The organism is Inquilinus sp. OTU3971, from assembly GCF_038440215.1.
This window is the reverse complement of sequence record NZ_JASATH010000103.1, coordinates 1-19,905: the sequence shown is the minus strand read 5'-3', so window position 1 is coordinate 19,905 and position 19,905 is coordinate 1. Positions and strand designations below refer to the sequence as shown.

The window sequence follows — 19,905 nt, the reverse complement described above, 5'->3', positions numbered from 1 at the left end:
CAGAAAAGGAACACCAAATGGAACGTCGCGTACTGATCGTAGGCCTCGGCATAGCCGGAATGGCTTCGGCGATCTCTCTCAAGAAGAACGGCTGGACGCCGATCATCGTCGAGCGTGCGCCGGAGCGACGCACCGGGGGCTACTTCATCGGCCTGAACGATGTCGGCAAGGACGCCGCGCGCAAGCTTGGAATCATGGAACACATCCATGTCCGGACGCCGGAGGACTCCCAGAACTGGCACCTGACGGCGGATGGCAGCCGCGTGCGCGTCGCCGGTTTCGCAGACCAGCCGACGAAGCCGGCGACGCTTCTGCGGGGAGACATCGAGGAGGCGCTGTGGCAGTCGGTGCAGGAAGACGTGGAAATCCGTTTCGGTACGTCGCCCGTCAGCATCGAAGACCTCGGGAATGCCGCAGTTGTGCGACTTCAAACGCACGACGGAGAGACAACAGACGAACAGTTCGATCTCGTGATTGGTGCCGACGGGATGCGCTCCACGGTCCGCAAACTCGTGTTCGGTCCCCATGACAAGTTCATGCATCCGCTCGGCACGATCATCTGCGCCTACCAGCTCGGTGGCGCGGTGGAGACCTTTCGCCAGCGGGACGGCATCATCCTCAACGAGGGCAAGCGGTCGCTGTGGATCTTCCCACTGCAGGACCACACGCCCACGGCCCTCTTTACCTACCGCACCGACGACGTCGACGCCCAGTTCAAGAAGACGCCTGTCGAGGTTCTCCGCGAGGTCTATAAGGGGATGGACACGAGCGGCGTCGTCGATGAGGCGCTGCGTGACCTCGAACACGCGAAGGACTACCTCTTCGATTCCGTGAACTTGGTCCACATGCCCGAATGGTCGAAGGGGCGCGTCGTGATGGTCGGGGACTCGGCCTGGTGCCTCACCCTCTATTCCGGAATGGGTGCGAACGCCGCCCTCCTTGGCGGCTACGAACTCGGCCAGGCCCTTGCCGCGGCAGGCGACGACCTGAAGGCCGCGCTTGCCAGCTACGAAACCAGGCTGAGGCCGATCATCAAGAAGAATCGTCGTCTTGTGAAGCTGAAGGCCCAGCTCTTCGTTCCGTCCAACGGGTTCTTCTACGTCCTGCGCAGGTTGGTGCTGCGTTTCGGCGGCCGCCGCCTGGCAAAGCTCTCACAGCAGCATAAGGCTCCAGCCTGAACCGGTCCGGCATTTTCAATGACCGTCGCCATCTTCGGAAAGCAGTGTCACCAAGGTGGAATGCGATCTCGAGTGAAGAAGCTTGTAGCAGATCACTCTGACGGTACTTTTGACGGTGCTTTTCGTATCCGACAGAGCATTCTAAAAGGTACCGTCATTCGTTTTTAGGGTCTGACGGTACTTTTCTGTGTCAACACTTTGAAATATATAACGAAAATGCCGGTAGCATGACATTTTCGCGCTGACGGTACTTTAGTTATCGACATACATAGTTTCAGCTTTGGCTGCGGTACCGATCGATGTTCCGGACCCGATCGCATATCGTCGGATGGCACCGTCGTATCACCTATCAAATGTTGTCCCGACTGCTGCCGGATCTGCGATGGAGAGAAGCGTCGACCGCATCCAGGCGGGAGCTTGGACCGCGGTAGATGCGAGCGTCTTTTTATCGTTGGGAGAAAGATGAGGTGCCGCGATCTGTGCAAGCTCGGCCGGGCGCGCCGGCCCAATATGACGAAGCGCCTGGACGACGGTCCCGGCCAAGCTGCCCGGAGCAATCAAATGCTTATCCGCCCGCGTGGTCGTTGCCACCGTGCGCGGCGATGAACATGGCGACGGCCGACCGGCAATAGGATTCGATTTCGTTGTCGTCCTCTGCTCTCGCCTGATCGAAGCGTGCGATAATCAGGAGATCGGATCCTTTGAAAAGCGCGGCAAACAAGCGGGCGGACCGGCGAGGATCGGGCACGTTCAGAACCGCCTTCGCGTGCAACTGGCGCAACAGGGCCTCGATTTGGGCGATGACATGGGCGGGGCCGGCTTCGTAATGGAGCCTGCTTAACGACTTTTGATTGGTCTTGTCGGCCATGACCATGGCTTCGACACTGCGGACCTCCGGGCTCAACAGCGTGCGAAGCAGGGATGATCCCACCGCCATGAGCTGATCTTCGGCCGAACCGTCGACGCCTTCAATAAGGGCCTGTGGTGCGAACTGATGGCAGCGGGCCGCGATGGCCGCGCTGAACAGCGCCTCCTTGTTCTCGAAGTGCCGATAGATGCTGAGCTTGGATATCTTCGCCCGCTGGGCGACCTTGTCCAAGGTCGTCGCTTGAAAACCCAATTCCACAAAGAGTTCGCACGCGGCGTCGACTATCGTTTGGCCAAGCGCCTGGTTGGCGGGCCGGCCGCGCCGGCCCTGGCTGTTTTCGGTCACGACAATTCCAGTCCTTGACAGTATCCTAATCCTTGCATTACGATACCATGCAGTATCTGAAATGTGCAAGCCGATGGGTGGATTTCAACCGTCCTCCAGATCAAGTTTCCCCGGGCCGCCCGGCGATATCGAATGCGGCATTGTCCGGCCGGTCAACACAGTGATGGGCGACTTTCTCGCCGATGCCGAAGCCCTGCTCGCTGCCCGTCTCGAGCGCGTATCGCCGGACGATATTGCGCGCCAGGCCCAGCCCAACCCCCTCCATCCACAACACGGAGCCCATCACCATGGATGACGTCATCATCATCGGCGGCAGCTTTGCCGGTCTCGCCGGCGCCCTGCAGCTCGGCCGTGCCCGCCGCAAGGTCACCGTTCTCGATACCGGCCTGCCGCGCAACCGCTTCGCCGGCCATTCGCATGGCCTGCTCGGCCACGATCACAAGCCGCCGCTGGACATCCTGGCCGAGGCGCGGCAGCAGCTGGCGCGCTATCCCACGATCAGGCTGGTCAGTGCCCGGGCCGACAGCGTCTCCGGCACCATCGACGATTTCTCCGTCCTCACTGGCGATGGCGAAAGCCTTGGGGCGCGCCGCCTGATCCTGAGCTATGGCGTCGCCGATCAGATGCCTGATGTTCCGGGCTTTGCCGAAGGCTGGGGCACCTCCATCGTGCCCTGCCCCTATTGCGACGGCTTTGAAGTCGCCGGCCAGCATTGGGGCCTCGTCTGGTCCGGCCCGCAGTCGCACAATCAGGTCAGGCTGTTCCACGATTGGACCGACAGGTTGACGCTCTTCGCCGATGGTCACGACATTCCGCCCGATATCCGGGCCGATCTGGCGCGTCGCAACATACCTGTCGTCGATGGCCGGATCACCGGGATCGCCCATCACGGGGGCCATAGCGCCACCGTCAAGCTCGATACCGGCTCCGATGTCGCGGTCGACATCCTGTTCGCGCATCCGCGCAACAAGCCGTCCGCAAGCCTGCATGAATCACTGGGTCTCGCCACGGTCGATACGCCCCTCGGCATCGCCATCAAGGTCGACGAGCGCCGCGAAACCAGCATGCCCGGCATCTACGCCGCCGGCGACCTCGCCAACCCCCTCATGCCCTCGGTCACCACGGCATCATGGCAAGGCGCGATGGCGGGTATCTTCGCCCAGCAGTCGATGCTGGTTTGAGAGCACAGATTGGAGATGAGCATGGCCGTCGAACCGGACAGCGCGGGTGTGCGCTTCCCTCCGCCCTTCGTCTATCTGGGAGCGCTGCTGTTGGGGCTGGCGGCGGAGCGGTTCGTCACCCTGCGCTCTTTCGGCATCGACTGGCGGTTGCTGGTCGCGACGGGCGCGCTGCTGTTCGTTGCCGGCGCGGCGATGATGCTTGCGGCGGCGGGGCTGTTCCGGCGGCTGGGCACCAACGTTCCGCCGTCGCAGCCAACGACCCTCATCGCAACGACCGGTCCTTATCGGTGGACCCGCAATCCCATGTATCTCGGCATGGCGCTTATCTATGCCGGCCTTGCGATCGGCTTCGACGGGCCGATCGCCTTCGCCTTGCTCCCGTTGGTGCTGATCGCGATCCAGACGCAGGTGATCGCCCGCGAGGAGCGCTATCTCGAAGCGAAGTTCGGCGACGACTACCGCCGCTACAAGGCCGAGGTTCGCCGCTGGCTCTGACTATTCCGCCGCTGCCGCCTGCGAGGCCTTCTGATAAACCAGCACCGGCTTCCTTGCCGCGAACTATCACACTCCGAAGGTTGCGGGCCGGTGTCACGGAAAACCGACTGGCCGGCTGACCCCGCAGTATACCCGGCGCCTGAAAAGACGCACATGCCCCAAACCAGAGACGCCGAAGCCAGCATCAGCGTCTCTCGTCCGACCGCTCTTGGAGAAGCCTGACGCACATGGAGTTCGAACACGTCACCTTCGACCTGCCACACGGCACTTTTCACGCGCTGCAGGGTGGTGATCCCGATGGTCAACCGACGCTCGTCCTGCACGGCTTCCCGGACCATCCGCCGACCGCGATGCCCTTCCTTGCCGAGCTCGGCCGCCGCGGACGTCACGTCGTCGCACCCTGGCTTCGCGGTTACGCGCCGTCCCCGACCGCAGGGCCGTTCGACTTCGCATCCCTCACCAGCGACGTGCTCGCGCTGATCGACCGCTGGTCTCCTGGGCGACCCGTGGAGTTGATTGGCCACGACTGGGGCGCCCTGATCACATATGATGCCTGCGTCACCGCGCCGGAGCGGATCGAACGCGCGGTCGCGCTCGCAATCCCTCACCCACTCACCTTCATGAGCCGGCTGACGCACCCCGCTCAGCTGCGCCGGAGCTCGTACATGGGGCTCTTTCAACTGCCGGGAAGCGGCTGGATCGCCACCGCCCGCAATCTCGCCTTCATCGACCGCCTCTGGCGTCAGTGGTCGCCCGGCTTCTCGCTCGATCCTGCTCTCAAGGCGGAGCTACACGAGCACCTGCGGGCGAGCATGCCCGCGCCTCTAAAGTACTACCGGGCGATGCTGCGACCCGGCATGCTTGGGGCGACGCGCCGCATGTCTCGGCCGATCACGGTGCCCATGTTGCAGCTTCACGGTGCCAACGACGGCTGCATCCTCCCTGCGCAGGTCGATGACCGATATCGGTTCGCCGCCCGGCGCGCGATGGAGGTCGTCCCCAACGTCGGTCACTTCCTGCACATCGAGGCCCCCGAGGCGATCGCGGAACGGATCGCGGCATGGGCCGAGTAGCGGATCACTCGTCCAGGCCGAAGTCAGGACGGTCGACAATGTCGCGCGTTTTGGGGGCGAGGAGTTTGTGGTGTTGCTGCGCGAAACCGATCTTGGCAACGCGTTCCTGTTGGCGGAGCGCCTACGCCAGCAGATCAGCGGTGGTGCGATAGAGGCCCGTGGCAAGAAGATCGTCAGCGTAACCGCATCTGTGGGACTTGCCATGGCCACAGGACGACCTGACGTAGCCAACGTGATTGAGCGGGCGGACCGGGCGCTCTACCTCGCCAAGACCTCCGGCCGCAAACGTGTGGTCACGGAGGCACCTGCCGAGGGCACCGACGCAGCCTAGCCCCCAACAGATCGGTGTCAGGGTTCTTCTCAACCAGCGTACGAAGCTGCATTTCGTCGGTCATTGGTGATTACTCGGTCCAGGTTGTGTCGGCAAACCGACCCTAACCGGAAAATCGCCAATGACCGCTGTAACGCCGCTCGCTCGCTTCGGCGCTATGGGGAGCGCTTCGCGAGCGGCCTTGCTCCGTCGAGCTACACCACTCCCTGGGACACAATCAGGGATGGCGCTTGGATGACGCTGCCGCGGCGGGTCGCGTTGTGGCGCGCGCTGTGCTATGAAAGTTGGTGACGGTACTTTCTTCGTTCGCTGTGAAACCCAATTGAGTTGCCCAAAGTGGGTCCGGAAAGGCGATCGACTTCGATAGATGCCGAAACCGCGCAAAAAATTTTCGTGCTATTTTTCCCTTTGAAATCAAGACTGTAACGTTTTGACGGCCCATGGGTCGGCTTCTTGCGCGGCAATGAATAAAAAGCCTAGCTATATCAATGGCCTAACTAGATTTAGACAATCGAGTGGGAGTGAAGGGGGCGTAGTTTCGGATGCTGCGGGATATAGTGTCGTAGCATCGGCCGTTCCGACGTCTCGATAGATCCCGAATAACTTCCGTATATGGGGAAAAGCCGTCATTCGCATTCTTGGAAATATACGGTGGCTTTGCGCGCGTAGGGATGTTTAGGCGATAGTGCGCGCCAGCCTGTAAATGGGCAAGAATGGCCGGTCGTTTATTAGCAGAGATAGTCACGCCAATTCGGGCCATCTTCGCGTTGCCCGGCCTCCACCCATTTCAGCTTTCTGCCGAGAAAGGCCAATGCGGACTCAAGTTCGGCGCGCTTTCCTTCTAGTTTCGCGATCTGCGCGCGCAAAACGGCGGCCGTTTGTTCGGGGGAATGCGCGCCTGCGCGGTACTGCCCGTTGAGCGCAGCGATTTCCCGCAAGGAATAGCCTAGCGACTGCTGCAGCACGATCATTCGCGCCGCCGTGACGTCCTGCGGCCCGAAAAGCTGATAGGGATTCCTGCCGCCCTTGCCGTTGCGGGCGGGGCTCAACAGCCCTTTGCGCACGTAGAAGCGGATCGTGTCGGGCGACAGACCCGTCTCCCTGGAAAATTCCGAAATCAACATCGTAGAAGCTCTTGACCATGGACTAAGGTCCACAGTTATAGGGCTGGCCTGTCAGAAATTGGAGATACAAAATGACCGGCCTTTCTTCCCCCGTACCGCGGGTTCAACTCGGATCGGACGGCCCTCTCATCGGCCTCCAGGGTCTTGGCTGCATGGGCATGAGCGAATTTTATGGTGAGACCGACGAGGTCGAATCGCGCGCGACGCTGGAGCGTGCGCTGGAACTGGGCGTCACGTTGTTCGACACCGCCGACATGTATGGCATGGGCGCCAACGAGGCGTTTCTGGCGCCCTTCGTGCGCGCGCATCGGGATCGCGTGGTGATCGCCACCAAGTTCGGCTATGCCCGATCGGTCGAGCGACCCGATGACTGGAGCCTCGACAATCGGCCCGCATTCATTCGCGGGGCGCTCGAGCGATCGCTCAAGAGGCTCGGCGTCGACACGATCGATCTCTATTATATGCACCGCCGCGATCCCGGCGTGCCGCTGGAGGACAGCGTCGGCGCGATGGCGCGCTTCGTCGAGGAGGGCAAGGTTCGCTCGCTCGGGCTCTGCGCGGTCAGCGCGGATGAATTGCGAACGGCGCATGCGGTGCACCCGATCGCGGCGCTGCAATCCGAATGGTCGATCTTCACGCGCGATATCGAACCCGATGTGATCCCGGCCGCCGTCGAACTGGGTGTGACGGTCGTGCCCTACTCGCCGCTTGGTCGCGGCATGTTGACGGGCCGGACCTTTGGCGCGGCGCTGGGAGCCGATGATGCCCGCCAGAATTTCCCACGGTTCTCGGCGGAGAATCGGGATGCCAATGCGCGGCTTGTCGAACGGATCGAGTCGATGGCTGCCGGCATGAGCGTTACACCGGCGCAACTCGCGCTGGCCTGGCTCTATGCGCGCGCGGCCGACATGGGAGTGGCTTGCGTGCCCATTCCGGGCACACGCAAACGCAAGCGTCTTGAAGAGAATCTAGCTGCGGCTGCGCTTCGCCCCGGTGAAGACGCCATGCAGGCGCTCGATCCCCTCGCCGCAGCCGTGCAGGGCGTGGCGGTGTGATGTCTGCCGGTACGCACATCGAATCAGAGCGCGGCACCTCCCGGCCGGTTTGTAGAGGCAATGCTCGATTGTGGGCGCAATTTTGGATAGAGGTGCTGACGGTATATTCGGACTGCCAATCGGATCGGCAACTCCTCGGGCCAAATCACACGGTCGTAGATCGATTACTGCTCCTTCTTGAACAAATCCTGGAAGATGAGCTGGCCCCAGATGCGGCCGCGTGCATGCACCAGCGCGCCACCCTCGTCGAGCTTTCCCAGCTCGACGGGTGCGAACCCGAGTTGTTTGGCCAAGGCCGCCACGGGAGCGGTCGCGTCCTCGTCGTCGCTCGACAGAAAGACGACCCGGTGTCCGCCCTGGACGATCGGATCGGCAGCCAGGGTGGCCGCAACCAGGTGATTGAACCCTTTCACGAACTTGGCGCCGGTGAACGCCTTCGCGACGAAGGCGGAGGACGGGAGACCGTCCAGCTCCTCAGGGGGAACCAACGCGTTCGTCGCGTCGATGACCGTCTTGCCTTCCCAGCCCGGCAGGGCCTTCGCAACCTCGCGGTGCTCCCAGAACGGGACCGCCAAGATGATCGTGTCGGCCTCGAGTGCATCCCGCAGCGACTTGGCGACGACCGTGGGGCCAATCGCCCGAGCCTGCGGCGCCAACGCCTCGGGCGGCCGGCGGCTCGCGACGGTCACGTCGATGCTTTTGCGGGCGAAGGCGTGGGCGAGAGCCTGGCCTATCTTACCGAATCCTACAATCGCGTAGCTCATAATGCTTCTCCGATCCGTGTCGATATTGAGTCCCCGGCCTTCCACGGCGCTGGGTTATCCGTTTCGCTGCGTGGCGACCTTCGTGCAGGCATCCCGCCGTGAACGACTTCCGCGCGCGTTCAGCGCGGAAGTCGTTCCACCATGGACATGCTGGTTCCCGCCGGTCAGCCGCTTCCCGCGACCCGGCGCGAATTCAGATGGCCGAGAAGCCGCCGTCGACAGACAACTCCACCCCGTTCACGAAGCTCGAATCGTCTGAAGCAAGAAACAGCGCGACCGCCGCAATTTCCTCAGAACGACCCATCTTTCCCCGCGGGATCAGGGATTCGAACATTTGCTTCGCCTCCTCGGTGAGAACCTGGTCCTGCATCGGTGTGGCGATCGGCCCCGGGTGCAGCACGTTCACCCGGATATTCCTGCCCTTGAGTTCGTTGAGCCAACCGCGTGCGAATGCGTGCAATGTCGCCTTGCTCGCCGCATACACGCTGTAACCAGGAAAGCCTTTGATCGAAGCAACCGACCCGGTCATGAAGATCGATCCGCCATCGTTGAACAGCGGCAACGCCTTCTGAACCGTAAACAGCGTGCCGCGCGCATTCAGGTTGAAGATCGCATCGAAATGCTGCTCGGTAATCTCGCCCAGTGGGACGCCTTCGCCCGTGCCGGCGCTCGCGTACAGGACGTCGATCCTGCCCTTTTCCCGCTTGACCGTGTCGAACAGGCGGTCGAGGTCGTCGAGATTGGCCGCGTCGCCGCGCACGCCGGTCACGTTCCGGCCGATCAGCCTGACGGCCTCGTCCAGCGCCTCCTGTCTCCGGCCCGTGATGAAGACATAGGCGCCTTCTTCAACGAACCGCCTGGCGCTCGCCAGCGCCATGCCGCTCGATCCGCCGGTGATGACGGCAATCTTACCCTCAAGCTTTCCCATGACTTCCTTCAAACTCCGTCTTTGCCGATCGGGGATGTCCCCGAGACCCTCGAAATGGGTCCGTCGGCGTCAGGCGTTGAGTGCGGAAGCGCGCACATCGGTGGTGCGAAATCGATCCGGCTGGACGGCTGACGCCAGCCGCGACGATCGGTGTCCGCCGTTCGGAAATCGGGCCACGCCGTTCGGCATGAGCTATGATGACCGCCCGTGCTGCTGTGCGATGTGTTAGATACGGGCTTTGGAAGGCGCACCGCGCGGTGCCGGAATGCACCATGATCGACTGGGATGACGTTCGCTACTTTCTTGCCGTCGCGCGCGGAGGCTCGGTGCGGGCTGCCGCCGGGCGCCTCGGTGTGAACCACTCGACCGTGCTGCGACGCATCGCCCAGCTCGAGGAACGCCTGGGCGCGCAGATGTTCGGAAAGCTGCCTTCGGGCTACCGCCTGACGGCTGCGGGCGAGGAGGTCCTCGAGCTTGCGAACCAGATGGAGGCGTCGTCGCACCAGCTGGAGACGCGCGTCTTCGGGCGCGACCAGAGCGTGCGCGGGCTTCTGCGGGTGACGCTGGCGCCGCCCCTCGCGACACACCTGCTCATGCCGGATTTCGCCGATTTCGCGCGTCTGCATCCGGACATCGAGATGGAAATCCTGTCGTCCGGCGAGCTGGCAAATCTGACCAACCGAGAGGCCGATGTCGCGATCCGCGTCGTCTACGACCGCAAAACCCTGCCGCTCAATCTTCACGGCCTGAAGGGACCGGAGCTGTTCGGCGGCGTCTACATGTCCCGCGATCGACTAGCCGCGTGGCGTGCGGGTGCGCCGGATCCCATCCGGTGGATCGTCATAAGCATGCATGGGATCCCGGACTGGGCCCGCGAGGGCGAGGTTCGTATCACAGGGGTTCCGTTCAGGACCACGGACGGCGAGGCGCAGATCGTTGCAGTACGGCAAGGGCTCGGGATGACGACACTGCCGTGCTTCGTCGGAGATGCCGATCCCCTCCTGGCAAGGGTGCCGGGCACCGACCTGCACATGCATGGAACGCTCTGGCTTCTCACGCAGGGGGAGACACGCAAGACGAAGCGCGTGCGGCTCTTCACGGAGTTCGTATCCCGCAGGCTCGCCGCGTACGCTCCGCTTCTCGCGGGGCTGTCCATATCGCGCGACTGACGCCCGGCAGGTCGCCGGCGACGCTTGCCGTAATCCGGTCGAAAGCCGAGCTGCGATCGCTTGAAGCGGCGTCGTTCAATCCGCGAATGTTGCGCCGTATCGCAACCGGCGCGAGGGCCACACTACTGACGGCGACGGACTTCACCATCGCTGCCGGTCTTTTTTTGGCAGGCTGGAGACGCCGCTGTTGCGGAGAACTCCGAGGAAAATAGTACGGTTCTTCGTCGTCAGGGGAACGATTTTCCTTGATGGATCAATGCGTTATGATGCTTCAGAACAATCGAGCGGGAGTGAGGGGACGGCCGGGGGGAGCCGATAGGCGGGCTTTGGTGATTGGGCTTCGAACGAATGGAGGGCCACGCTCATGCACGACATCAAATGGTCTCCGTCTGAAAAGAAGGTCGCGCGCCGCGCCTACGAAGCGGCGCTCGCCGTGGCGCTCGCGAAAATCCTGGCCGAGTTCAAGGCCAAGGCCGCTCAGGTGGCAACGCCATCCGAGATGTGGGATCTCGAAGAGTATCTGCGTCGGAAACGCAAGCATATCGACACCCTGTTCGACTACCGGTATTCGCAGCTCACCTTCGTCTTCGCTGCCGCCATCCGCGAAGGCTACCTGGATGAAAGCAGCCTTGCCGGCTTGCCCGAGGAAAAGCTGGAGCCCATTCGACGCTTGCTGAGATGGGCGGAAGGCTGATCGTAAGATCGCCGCCGGCGCGACGTCCGCGTCACCTGGGCGGCGGCCAATCCGGGAGCAAAGTGATGCCGAACCTTGGCGAAGCCTCGCGGAGACGCTCGATCTCCTCCGGTGTCGGCGGTCCCACGACTTCGCCCGGTTGAAGTTCGTGGCCACCTTCCTCGAGAAACCGGTCGAACAGAGCGGGGGTCCCGATCAGGATGCATCGGCCAGGACTGCCGCTCATGTTCATCAACTGGTGCGGAATGCCGCGCGGCAGGAAGATGCTCTCGCCTGCAGCCAGGCGTCGGGGTTGGCCGTCGATCACCGCAGTCAGCTCGCCTTCGATGACGTGAACCGTCTCGTCGTCCCTGGCGTGGACGTGGATCGGCGTCCTCGTGTTTCCGCCGCTTCGGTTTTCGAAGAGGCAGAACTGCCCCGCGGTCTGTTCTCCGGACAGCAGGCGCTTCATGACCACCCCCGCAAGAACGAACTCCTTGCTGTCGATATCGCTCATCGTTGTTTCCTTTCGTGCGGGTGAAAGGGCGGCGGGATCCCCGTTCAGCGAGCTTGGGATGCCCAAAGACGACAGGCGCCGTGATGCGCCGGTTCCCGGAGCCGCACAAAGCGACCGATGTTCCTGCCGCGCCACAGCACGTCGCGGCGACGACGGATAGACTGGATCAGATCAAGAATCGCGTCGGTATGCCGAGCAGGGTCCGGCTTCGGCGAGTGGTCGGTCAAGCGTGTGCATTGTGGCGCTGCTGCCGCGGCGCACAGTGGGCGTGATGGACGACGGCCGCACCTGCGACCGTGTCTGTGCACTGCAGGCCGCGGCCTCGACCGACGGCATGACCGCCGACTACTATCCCTTCGACCACGAGTTCCTGGGCGGGGTCTCGACCCGCATCGTCAACGAGGTCCGCGGCATCAACCGCGTCGTCTACGACATCACCTCGAAGCCGCCGGGGACGATCGAGTGGGAGTGAGGGCGGCCCCCATCACGTCGGTCCGCGGACCGGATTGATGACCGGGATGCCCTCGAAGTCGCGCTCGTTGTCGGTGACGACAGTGCAGTCGTTGGCTTCGGCGATCGCCGCGATGATGGTGTCCAGGCCGCTGCGGGGACGGCCGTTCGCCTTGCCATCCGCCATCAGCCGCGCCCAGACGAGCCCGGCCTGGTCGTCGAAGGGGAGCACCCGGCCTGCGAACAGGGCTTGAGGCCCGTGCGGGCCCGAGAACCAGGCATCAAGCTGGTCGCGCCTCTTGCCGGCCGGCTTTTCCAGCACGCCCCTGCGGATTTCGGCCAGGGTCAGAGAGGCGATGAAGAGATCGTCATCCGACTGCTCGGCCATCCACGCGATCAGCGATTGTGACGGGGCTGGCTTGGTGAAGTTGCTGATGATGTTGGTGTCGAGCAGATAGCGCATCAGAGGTCGACCTTCCGTCCTTCCTCGCGCGGACGGGTCAGGTCGAGTTCGGAGCCGATGAGCGGCGATGCCATGAGCGCCCGGAGGATGCCGCCTTTCCTGGGCGGCTCGCCTGCAACCGCCTGATTGACGACGGCTCGGAGGCGATCGGAACCCGGCCCGCCTTCGGCAAGCCGTCGGGCCAGGGTTCGAACCAGGTCGCGATCGGCGTCCCGGCCCGTCACCTCGAACCGGACCAACCCTTTTTCGGCGAGCCGATTCCGGAAATTCGTGACGGCGCGCCGTTGGGAAGGCTTGCTCATCTCAGGCTCCGCTGTATATCCAGACTTATATCCAGAGTACGCGGAAGCCGCAAGGCGGTGCGCTCACCCACCCCGCTTGGGCCGGCGCACCGCCCGGACCTTGCCGGTCTTGCCGCCGCCGCAGAAGAACTGGTCGGCGCCGTCGGATTCGAGGCCTGAAACGTTCACCCCGGCCGGCAGCTCCAGGCTCTCCAGCACCTCGCCCGACTGCGGGTCGATCCGCCGCAGCTCGCTCTCATCGGCCTCCCAGGTGGCATGCCACAGCTCGCCGTCGACCCAGCTCACCCCGGTGACGTGGCGGTTAGAGTCGATGGTGCGCAGCACCTCGCCGGTCTCGGGGTCGACCTGGTGGATCTTGCGGTCCCGGTACTGCCCGACCCACAGCGTGCCCTCGCCCCAGGCGAGGCCGGAATCCTGGCCGCCGCCGGGCGCCGGAATGGTGGCCAGCACGCGGCCGGTCTCCGGGTCGATCTTCTGGATCCGGCTCTCGGCGATCTGGAACAGGTGCCGGCCGTCGAAGGCCGTGCCCGCATGCGCCGCCACGTCGAGCGAGCGCACTGTCTTGCCGCTCTTCGGGTCGAGGGCGTTGAGCTTGTCGCCGGACGCGAACCAGACGTGCTCGCCGTCATAGGTGACGCCGGCCACCTCGTCGATGCCCGGGAACGGCCCGTATTCGCGGATGATGTCAGCCATGGATCGCTTCCTTGATCGTTTCATAGGGTCCACCCTAGCCGTCGGGCAGCGGGGCCGGGAGTAACAAGGCGGTCGTGAAACCGGGCAGGGGCGGGGTCACCCAGCGGCGCGCCCGGCCCTGGCCGAAGAACTGCACCTTGCCCGCCTCCGCCAGCGCGTCGAGCGCCCGCTGCACCGTGCGCTGGCTGGCGCCCAGGGCCAACGCCAGGGCCGAGCTGGACCAGGATTCGCCGTCGGCCAGGAAGGCCAGCACCACCGCATGCCGCTCCTCGACCGGCCGGGCCAGAACCACCACCTCGCGGCCGTGGCGCGGCACCAGGGCGAAGCCGCGCGCCGTGGCGTGCAATTCCGCCAGCGGCCGCAGCGCCGCGCGCAACCGCCCGATCTCGACCCGCAGCCGCGCCCGATGCGAGTCATCGGCGAATCTCGCGCCGAAGGCCCGCTGCAGCAGCACGCCCCGCGGCGCGTCGCCGGGCCAGGCCTCGGCCAAAGCGCGGGCCAGCGCGAACAGCACCGGGCGCCGGGCCAGCGGCACCACGGTGCCGGCCTCGCTGACAGCATGGCGGCAGGCATCCACCACCAGCGCCGGCGATTGCAGCAGGGCCTCGACCTCGGCCAGCAGCAGCGGGCGTTCTTCGCCGCGCGCGATCAGGCGCGCCGCCGGCGTGTCCAGCATGCGGGACGCGCTCTCGACCTCTGCCGCCAGCGCCGGGATCCGGGCGAGGCGGACGGCGTGGCCGGCCCGGTCCAGCGCGGCGCGCGCCGGCCCGGTCCGCAGGCGCCGCATCGCAATCCCGGCGACCACCAGCTCATGGGCGGTGCGCCAGGCCGGCGGCAAGGGGGAGGGGTCGAGCTCGGCGAGCGCCTGCTCGGCCTCGTCGAGCCGCCCGATCAGCAGCAGGCGGCGGATCGCGAGGGTGCGCGCATGGGCGGCGTTCAGACGGTCGCCATGCGCGTCCAGCGTCGCCCGCGCCGCCTCCAGCGCCTTCGGCGGCCAGCCCAGGTCGCGCGAGGCCAGCGCGACCTCGGCCTCGGCGACGATGCAGCGGGCACGGGCCACCGCCTCCTTCGCCCCGAAGGCGCGCCCCGCCCGGCGCAGCAGGACCTTGGCCCGAGCGAGGTCGCCCAGCTGCGCCATGGCGATGCCGCGCAGCGCCAGCGCCGGGGCGTCGTCGCGCAGCGCGACCCGGTTCAGGGCGCCGAGAGGATCGCCCGCGGCGAGGGCGCGCCCGGCCGCCGTGATCAGCGAGTCCATCGGAATCCCGTCACACTTGTCACTCCCCGCATTTCGATCCCCGGCACCACTCTACCCCACGAGCACCAACCGGCGCGCCCTGTCGAGAACGGACGGCGCTTGAGGGAGCGAAGAATGACGACGGAACACCTGACCGGAACCCGCGAGGACAGGCTGGCGGCGCTCGGCGCGGCCGGTTGGCTGCACCTCGCCGCCACGCCCACCTTCGCCGTCATGGCGCTGGTCACCGGCGTATCCGGCGGCGAGCCGGATGTCCTCTGCGCGGCCGCGGGCCTGTCGCCGCTGGGCGGAATGGTGCCGATGTACCTGCTGATGAGCGTCTTCCACGCGGCGCCCTGGCTGAGGCTGATCGCCGGCCGCGATCCAGCGGCTCGCTGACCTCTGAACCCCCTGAAGGAGATCGATCATGAACGATATCACGCCGGGATCCGGCACGCGGGACATCGTGGTGGACACCGACTTCCGGCATCCGCCGGAGACGATCTGGCGGATGCTGACCACCAGCGAGCTGATCGGCCGCTGGATGATGGTGCCGACGGGGTTCGAGTCGGTGGAGGGCCAGCGCTTCACCTTCCAGACGACGCCGGCCGGCGCCTGGGACGGCGTCATCCATTGCCAAGTGCTGGAGGTGATCCCGAACGCACGCCTCGTCCATAGCTGGACCGGCGGGCACGAGGGGAACGCCGGATACGGCTCGCGGCTGGACACGGTGGTCACCTGGACGCTCGCCGCAACGGAAACCGGGACGCGCCTTCGCCTGGTGCATTCCGGCTTCGTCCCCTCGAGGAACGACTCCGCCTTCGCCACCTTCGGCGAAGGCTGGAAGAAGGTTGTCGCGAGCATCGGTGCCATCGCCGATGAGGGCGGGCCGTCACGGGAGGAGGAGGTGAGCGAGCCCTGGACCGGCGGATGCGCCTGCGGCGCGATCCGCTACGAGATTGCGGCCGAGCCGGTGTTCATGAACGACTGCCAGTGCCGCGACTGCCAGCTGCGCAGCGGCACCGGCCACGGCTCTTACCTGACCTTCCTGAGCGCCGCGGTGAAGAAGCTGCACGGCGAGGCCACGCGCTGGGACATCGTCGCCGACAACGGCAATGTGAAGAGCCACGCCTTCTGCCCCACCTGCGGATCGCCGGTCTACCTGACCTCCGCGGCCAAGCCCGACTTCTTCACCGTGCACGCCGCCAGCCTCGACGATCCGGGCCGGTTCAAGCCGCAGGTCGTGACCTACCGCATCCGCGGCCACGCCTGGGACCGGATCGACGAGGCCCTGCCGCAGTTCGAGAAGATGCCGCCGATGTGAGGTCGGCGCCGCTCCAGGGCCATTGTTCGCTATTTCCAACAGCCTGTGCAGATTGAGCGGCATTATCCAACAGTACCATCGCCGCCATATCGGGGATCGCCACTCGAGGAGAACCCCGATATGCCGATCCTTTCCGCCGCGGGCACATTCCCGTTCGCCGACCGTCCCGTGAACCGCATGGGCTATGGCGCCATGCAGCTGGCCGGCCCCGGCGTGTTCGGGCCGCCGAGGGACCGCGCCGCCGCCATCGCCGTGCTGCGCGAGGCGGTGGAAGCCGGCGTCGACCACATCGACACCAGCGACTTCTACGGGCCGCATGTCACCAACCAGATCATCCGCGAGGCGCTGCACCCCTATCCGGACACCCTGACGATCGTCACCAAGGTCGGCGCGGTCCGCGGCGGCGACGGTTCCTGGCTGCCGGCGCAGGAGCCGGCCGAGCTGGAGCGCGGCGTCCTCGACAACCTGCGCAATCTCGGCCTCGACGTGGTGGACGTCGTCAATGTCCGGATCATGGGCGACATCCATGCTCCCAGCGAAGGATCGATCGAGAGGCAGGTGACGGCACTGGCGGAGCTGCAGCGCCGCGGGCTGGTCCGCCATGTGGGCTTGAGCAACGCGACCTCGGCCCAGGTGGCGGAGGCGGGGCGCATCACCCCGATCGTCTGTGTCCAGAACCAGTACAACCTGGTGCAGCGCGAGGACGATGCGCTGGTCGACGAGTTGGCGGGGCAGGGGATCGCCTATGTGCCCTTCTTCCCGCTGGGCGGCTTCTCGCCGATCCAGTCCTCGGCCCTGTCGCGGATCGCCGAAGGGCTGGGCGCGACGCCGCGGCAGACGGCACTGGCCTGGCTGCTGCGCCGCGCGCCGAACGTGCTGCTGATCCCGGGCACGTCCTCGCCCGAGCATCTGCGCGAGAATCTGAAGGCGGCGGAGCTGGTGCTGCCGGATGCGACGATGGCCGAACTCGACGCGATCGGCCGGTAGCGGTCACGGCCGGGGTGCCGCCGCCGGCAAGCCTTCCCGCAGAACGCCGATCGCGGCCTCCACCACCGGCGGCCGCCGGTCGCGGGCGAACAGGCCGTACTGGGCGGCCAGCGGACCCGGCACCCCGGCCTTCAGCACCTTCATCGACCCCGGGCGGACGGAGTCCGACGGCAGCACGCCGACGCCCAGCCCGTTCTCGACCGCCGCCTGCAGCGCCGTGACGCTCTGGCTGGTGAAGATGACGCGATGCTCACGGCCGGCCGCGGCCAGCGCCTCGATCATCCGCCGGCGCCACAGACAGGGCGCGGTGAAGGCGACGAGGTCGAGCGGCCGGCCGGGATCCGGGGCATGGTCGGGCGCGCAGACCCATTGCAGCTCGACCGTCCAGGCGGCCAGGGCATCGGCCGTCACCACCGAGGTCGGACCGAGCATGATGTCCAGCCCGTCCTCGCCCCACAGCCTGCCTAGCGCGACGCTGTGCTCGACCACCACGTCGAGGCGGATGTCGGGATAGGCGCGGTGCAGCCGGCCCAGCGCGGCCGGCAGCGCCGTGGTCGCCACCTCCTCGGCCAGGCCGATGCGCACGCCGCCCTTGATCTCCTTCTGCTGCAGCCGGGCCGTGGCCTCGTCGCCCAGCGCCAGCATGCGGGTGGCATAGCCCAGGAAGATCTCGCCCTCCGCGGTCGGCACCACGCCGCGGCCGGTGCGCTGGAACAGATGGCGCTCCAGCAGCCCTTCCAGCCGCCGCATCTGCATGCTCAGCGCCGACTGGGTGCGGCCGGTCTGGGCCGCGACCTTGCTCAGGCTGCCTTGCCGGCAGACCGCGACATAGGTGCGGAGAAGGTCGAGGCCGATCTGCTCGGATATCATCTTTGCTGAACTCTGATGTAGCCGATATCAGGCTACAGCGAAGTCCCGCCTGGTGCCATCTCCCGGTCCTGAGCAAGCGCAACCAGGGTGGGACACCCCTATGAAAGCGATCCGCGTTCACCGCCATGGCGGCCCCGAGGTTCTGAGCTACGAGGAGGTCGCGATCGGCAGGCCGGGCCCTGGCGAGGTCCTGGTCCGCAACCGGGCGATCGGCCTCAACTTCGTCGACACCTATTTCCGCAGCGGCGCCTATGCCCCGCCGGGCCTGCCCTTCATCCCCGGCAATGAGGGCGCCGGCGAGGTTGCCGCGGTCGGGGAGGGCGTCGCCGGCTTCGCCCCGGGCGACCGCGTGGCCTATGTCGAGACCCTCGGCGCCTATGCCGAGCAGCGCATCGTGCCGGCGCATTTCCTGGTGCACCTGCCCGAGACGATCGATTTCGAGACCGGCGCCGCGATGATGCTGAAGGGGCTGACGGCGCAGTACCTGCTGCGCCGGACCGTCCGGGTCGGGCCCGGCCACACCGTCCTGATGCATGCGGCGGCGGGCGGCGTCGGCCTGATCCTCACGCAATGGGCGAAGCATCTCGGCGCCACCGTCATCGGCACGGTCGGCTCGCCGGAGAAGGCGGAGCTGGCCCGTGAGAACGGCTGCGACCACGTCCTCGACTACCGCGACTTCGCCGCGCGGGTGCGGGAGATCACGGGCGGGGAGGGCTGCGACGTGGTCTATGACGGCGTCGGCCGCGCCACCTTCGAGGGCTCGCTCGACAGCCTGCGGCCGTTCGGGACCTTCGTCAGCTTCGGCTCGGCCTCCGGCCCGATTCCGCCCTTCGACATCACGCTCTTGATGCAGAAAGGCTCGCTCTTCGCCACATGGCAGCTGCTGTTCGAGCATCTCCGGAAGCGCGAGGACGTGCTGGCGATGAGCCGGGACCTGTTCGATGTGGTCGCCCGCGGCGCGGTGACGGTCCCGGTCCATGCCCGCCTGCCCCTGGCGGAGGCGGCGGAAGCGCACCGCCGGCTGGAGGGGCGCGAGACGACGGGAGCGACGGTGCTGCTGCCGTAGTCGCGAGCGGCACTGTGAAGAGCGGCCAGGTCCCATCCCTGGGCTGGGGAGGGGCGGGGCCGCGGCAGCGAATGGGTTGCGCATGTTCACTATTTGTTCCAATGTGCTTTCAACAACCGATAAGGAAGGGCACGGAAGGCGATCTCTAGGGAGGACCCGCTATGCAAAGCTCTCTCGATCTCTTCGACGACCAGGGCAACAGGCCCAAGAAACCGGAACGGCTGTTCTTCTGCCTGCAGCCGGACGACGAGACACGCAGCCGCGTGACGCGTATCGGCGACCGGCTTTTCTCCGAGAAACGCCTGAGAGGGACACGGCTCAAGATGGAACGCCTGCATGTCTCGCTGCAGCACGTCGGCGACTACAAGCGCCTGCGCACCAAGCTTCTCTATGCGGCGCAGATGGCCGGTAAGGCGGTCTCTATGAGACCGTTCGAAATGAAGTTCCGGTTCGTCCAGAGCTTCGAGCCCGCTCCTCACAAGCAAGATCGACAGCCGCTGGTACTCCTCGGGGAGGGCGGTGATGCCCTGGCGAACCTCTTCCGGACACTCGGCATCGCGATGACGAAGGTCGGGCTGCAGGCGGCGGCGGAGTTCAATCCGCACATGACCCTGTCCTATGGTCCACAACCGGTCCCCATTCAGGCGATCGAGCCGATCCGGTTCGTAGTGAAGGACTTCGCCCTGATCCACAGCCGGCTCGGTCTCACGCAGTACGAGGTGATCGACCGCTGGCCGCTGGTCACCTGAGGCCTCGGCTGGCCGGACACCCCGGGGCCCCGCGGAGCCCGGCCCCGGGGGGGGGGGGGGAGGCCC

General features: G+C 65.7%; 24 protein-coding genes and 1 pseudogene. 14 read left to right on the top strand and 11 right to left on the bottom strand.

Going from position 1 to position 19,905, the window contains the following annotated elements; genetic code table 11:
- Positions 1 to 17 precede the first annotated feature (17 nt).
- The gene (locus tag AAHM41_RS23725; RefSeq protein ID WP_342239060.1) at positions 18 to 1,178 is read left to right on the top strand and encodes an FAD-dependent monooxygenase; all 1,161 of its coding nucleotides are present in this window, start codon (positions 18 to 20) and stop codon (positions 1,176 to 1,178) included.
- Positions 1,179 to 1,743: 565 nt separating this feature from the next.
- On the opposite strand, the gene AAHM41_RS23720 is transcribed toward AAHM41_RS23725, so the two are convergent.
- Both AAHM41_RS23720 and AAHM41_RS23715 read right to left on the bottom strand, forming a co-directional pair.
- Entirely contained in the window at positions 1,744 to 2,391 is a 648-nt protein-coding gene (locus AAHM41_RS23720) for a TetR/AcrR family transcriptional regulator (protein WP_342239059.1), read from the bottom strand.
- A gap of 100 nt (positions 2,392 to 2,491) precedes the next feature.
- Complete coding sequence (locus AAHM41_RS23715; RefSeq protein WP_342239058.1) at positions 2,492 to 2,680, bottom strand: hypothetical protein; 189 nt, start codon at positions 2,678 to 2,680, stop codon at positions 2,492 to 2,494.
- Here AAHM41_RS23715 and AAHM41_RS23710 point away from each other — a divergent pair.
- The 4 genes from AAHM41_RS23710 to AAHM41_RS23695 all read left to right on the top strand — a co-directional run bounded on the left by AAHM41_RS23710 (position 2,679) and on the right by AAHM41_RS23695 (position 5,471).
- Entirely contained in the window at positions 2,679 to 3,572 is an 894-nt protein-coding gene (locus tag AAHM41_RS23710) for an NAD(P)/FAD-dependent oxidoreductase (protein WP_342239057.1), read from the top strand. The two genes, AAHM41_RS23715 and AAHM41_RS23710, sit on opposite strands and share 2 nt — an antisense overlap.
- A gap of 21 nt (positions 3,573 to 3,593) precedes the next feature.
- Positions 3,594 to 4,067 (top strand): methyltransferase family protein, encoded by a 474-nt coding sequence (locus AAHM41_RS23705; RefSeq protein WP_027154429.1) that lies wholly within the window; start codon positions 3,594 to 3,596, stop codon positions 4,065 to 4,067.
- Between the two features lie 227 nt (positions 4,068 to 4,294).
- Positions 4,295 to 5,140 (top strand): alpha/beta fold hydrolase, encoded by an 846-nt coding sequence (locus tag AAHM41_RS23700; protein WP_342239056.1) that lies wholly within the window; start codon positions 4,295 to 4,297, stop codon positions 5,138 to 5,140.
- Positions 5,022 to 5,471: a GGDEF domain-containing protein gene (locus AAHM41_RS23695; RefSeq protein ID WP_342239055.1), complete on the top strand. Its 450-nt coding sequence runs from the start codon at positions 5,022 to 5,024 to the stop codon at positions 5,469 to 5,471. The genes AAHM41_RS23700 and AAHM41_RS23695 overlap by 119 nt, the downstream gene beginning before the upstream one ends.
- A gap of 728 nt (positions 5,472 to 6,199) precedes the next feature.
- Here the strand turns inward: AAHM41_RS23695 and AAHM41_RS23690 are convergent.
- A complete protein-coding gene (locus tag AAHM41_RS23690) occupies positions 6,200 to 6,595 on the bottom strand; it encodes a MerR family transcriptional regulator (protein ID WP_342239054.1) in 396 nt (131 codons plus the stop codon).
- A gap of 71 nt (positions 6,596 to 6,666) precedes the next feature.
- On the opposite strand from AAHM41_RS23690, the gene AAHM41_RS23685 reads away from it, so the two are divergent.
- Entirely contained in the window at positions 6,667 to 7,650 is a 984-nt protein-coding gene (locus AAHM41_RS23685; RefSeq protein ID WP_342239053.1) for an aldo/keto reductase, read from the top strand.
- A 164-nt stretch (positions 7,651 to 7,814) separates the two neighbouring features.
- Here AAHM41_RS23685 and AAHM41_RS23680 read toward each other — a convergent pair whose 3' ends face one another.
- A complete protein-coding gene (locus tag AAHM41_RS23680) occupies positions 7,815 to 8,414 on the bottom strand; it encodes an NADPH-dependent F420 reductase (RefSeq protein WP_342239052.1) in 600 nt (199 codons plus the stop codon).
- 193 nt (positions 8,415 to 8,607) lie between these two features.
- Positions 8,608 to 9,342, bottom strand: a complete 735-nt coding sequence (locus AAHM41_RS23675) for an SDR family NAD(P)-dependent oxidoreductase (RefSeq protein WP_342239051.1) — start codon at positions 9,340 to 9,342, stop codon at positions 8,608 to 8,610.
- Between the two features lie 272 nt (positions 9,343 to 9,614).
- Between AAHM41_RS23675 and AAHM41_RS23670 the strand changes: the two genes are divergently transcribed.
- Together AAHM41_RS23670 and AAHM41_RS23665 are read left to right on the top strand one after the other, a co-directional pair.
- The gene (locus AAHM41_RS23670; protein WP_342239050.1) at positions 9,615 to 10,511 is read left to right on the top strand and encodes a LysR family transcriptional regulator; all 897 of its coding nucleotides are present in this window, start codon (positions 9,615 to 9,617) and stop codon (positions 10,509 to 10,511) included.
- Between the two features lie 364 nt (positions 10,512 to 10,875).
- Complete coding sequence (locus tag AAHM41_RS23665) at positions 10,876 to 11,205, top strand: hypothetical protein (RefSeq protein ID WP_342239049.1); 330 nt, start codon at positions 10,876 to 10,878, stop codon at positions 11,203 to 11,205.
- Positions 11,206 to 11,236: 31 nt separating this feature from the next.
- Here AAHM41_RS23665 and AAHM41_RS23660 read toward each other — a convergent pair whose 3' ends face one another.
- A complete protein-coding gene (locus AAHM41_RS23660; RefSeq protein ID WP_342239048.1) occupies positions 11,237 to 11,701 on the bottom strand; it encodes a cupin domain-containing protein in 465 nt (154 codons plus the stop codon).
- A gap of 244 nt (positions 11,702 to 11,945) precedes the next feature.
- On the opposite strand from AAHM41_RS23660, the pseudogene AAHM41_RS23655 reads away from it, so the two are divergent.
- Positions 11,946 to 12,173, top strand: a pseudogene (locus AAHM41_RS23655) (GMP synthase (glutamine-hydrolyzing)); the annotation flags it as partial.
- A gap of 12 nt (positions 12,174 to 12,185) precedes the next feature.
- Here AAHM41_RS23655 and AAHM41_RS23650 read toward each other — a convergent pair.
- The 4 genes from AAHM41_RS23650 to AAHM41_RS23635 form a co-directional block, all read right to left on the bottom strand.
- Positions 12,186 to 12,614, bottom strand: a complete 429-nt coding sequence (locus AAHM41_RS23650) for a type II toxin-antitoxin system VapC family toxin (protein WP_342239047.1) — start codon at positions 12,612 to 12,614, stop codon at positions 12,186 to 12,188.
- Entirely contained in the window at positions 12,614 to 12,916 is a 303-nt protein-coding gene (locus AAHM41_RS23645) for a hypothetical protein (protein ID WP_342239046.1), read from the bottom strand. Before AAHM41_RS23645 ends, AAHM41_RS23650 begins: the two co-directional genes overlap by 1 nt.
- Positions 12,917 to 12,979: 63 nt before the next feature.
- A complete protein-coding gene (locus AAHM41_RS23640; RefSeq protein WP_342239045.1) occupies positions 12,980 to 13,609 on the bottom strand; it encodes a Vgb family protein in 630 nt (209 codons plus the stop codon).
- A 34-nt stretch (positions 13,610 to 13,643) separates the two neighbouring features.
- Positions 13,644 to 14,864 (bottom strand): hypothetical protein, encoded by a 1,221-nt coding sequence (locus AAHM41_RS23635; protein WP_342239044.1) that lies wholly within the window; start codon positions 14,862 to 14,864, stop codon positions 13,644 to 13,646.
- Between the two features lie 114 nt (positions 14,865 to 14,978).
- Here AAHM41_RS23635 and AAHM41_RS23630 point away from each other — a divergent pair, with 114 nt between their 5' ends.
- The 3 genes from AAHM41_RS23630 to AAHM41_RS23620 all read left to right on the top strand — a co-directional run bounded on the left by AAHM41_RS23630 (position 14,979) and on the right by AAHM41_RS23620 (position 17,154).
- Complete coding sequence (locus AAHM41_RS23630; protein WP_342239043.1) at positions 14,979 to 15,242, top strand: hypothetical protein; 264 nt, start codon at positions 14,979 to 14,981, stop codon at positions 15,240 to 15,242.
- Positions 15,243 to 15,270: 28 nt separating this feature from the next.
- Positions 15,271 to 16,167 carry a GFA family protein gene (locus AAHM41_RS23625; protein ID WP_342239042.1) on the top strand — a complete coding sequence of 299 codons (897 nt, stop codon included), beginning with the start codon at positions 15,271 to 15,273 and terminating at the stop codon, positions 16,165 to 16,167.
- A 120-nt stretch (positions 16,168 to 16,287) separates the two neighbouring features.
- Positions 16,288 to 17,154 (top strand): aldo/keto reductase family oxidoreductase, encoded by an 867-nt coding sequence (locus AAHM41_RS23620; protein WP_342239041.1) that lies wholly within the window; start codon positions 16,288 to 16,290, stop codon positions 17,152 to 17,154.
- Between the two features lie 3 nt (positions 17,155 to 17,157).
- Here the strand turns inward: AAHM41_RS23620 and AAHM41_RS23615 are convergent, their stop codons facing one another.
- Positions 17,158 to 18,024, bottom strand: coding sequence for a LysR substrate-binding domain-containing protein (locus tag AAHM41_RS23615; protein ID WP_342239040.1), 867 nt, complete (start codon positions 18,022 to 18,024; stop codon positions 17,158 to 17,160).
- Between the two features lie 100 nt (positions 18,025 to 18,124).
- On the opposite strand from AAHM41_RS23615, the gene AAHM41_RS23610 reads away from it, so the two are divergent.
- Both AAHM41_RS23610 and AAHM41_RS23605 read left to right on the top strand, forming a co-directional pair.
- Positions 18,125 to 19,090: a quinone oxidoreductase family protein gene (locus AAHM41_RS23610; RefSeq protein ID WP_342239039.1), complete on the top strand. Its 966-nt coding sequence runs from the start codon at positions 18,125 to 18,127 to the stop codon at positions 19,088 to 19,090.
- A gap of 161 nt (positions 19,091 to 19,251) precedes the next feature.
- Positions 19,252 to 19,839 (top strand): 2'-5' RNA ligase family protein, encoded by a 588-nt coding sequence (locus tag AAHM41_RS23605; protein WP_342239038.1) that lies wholly within the window; start codon positions 19,252 to 19,254, stop codon positions 19,837 to 19,839.
- The last annotated feature ends 66 nt before the right edge of the window (positions 19,840 to 19,905 follow it).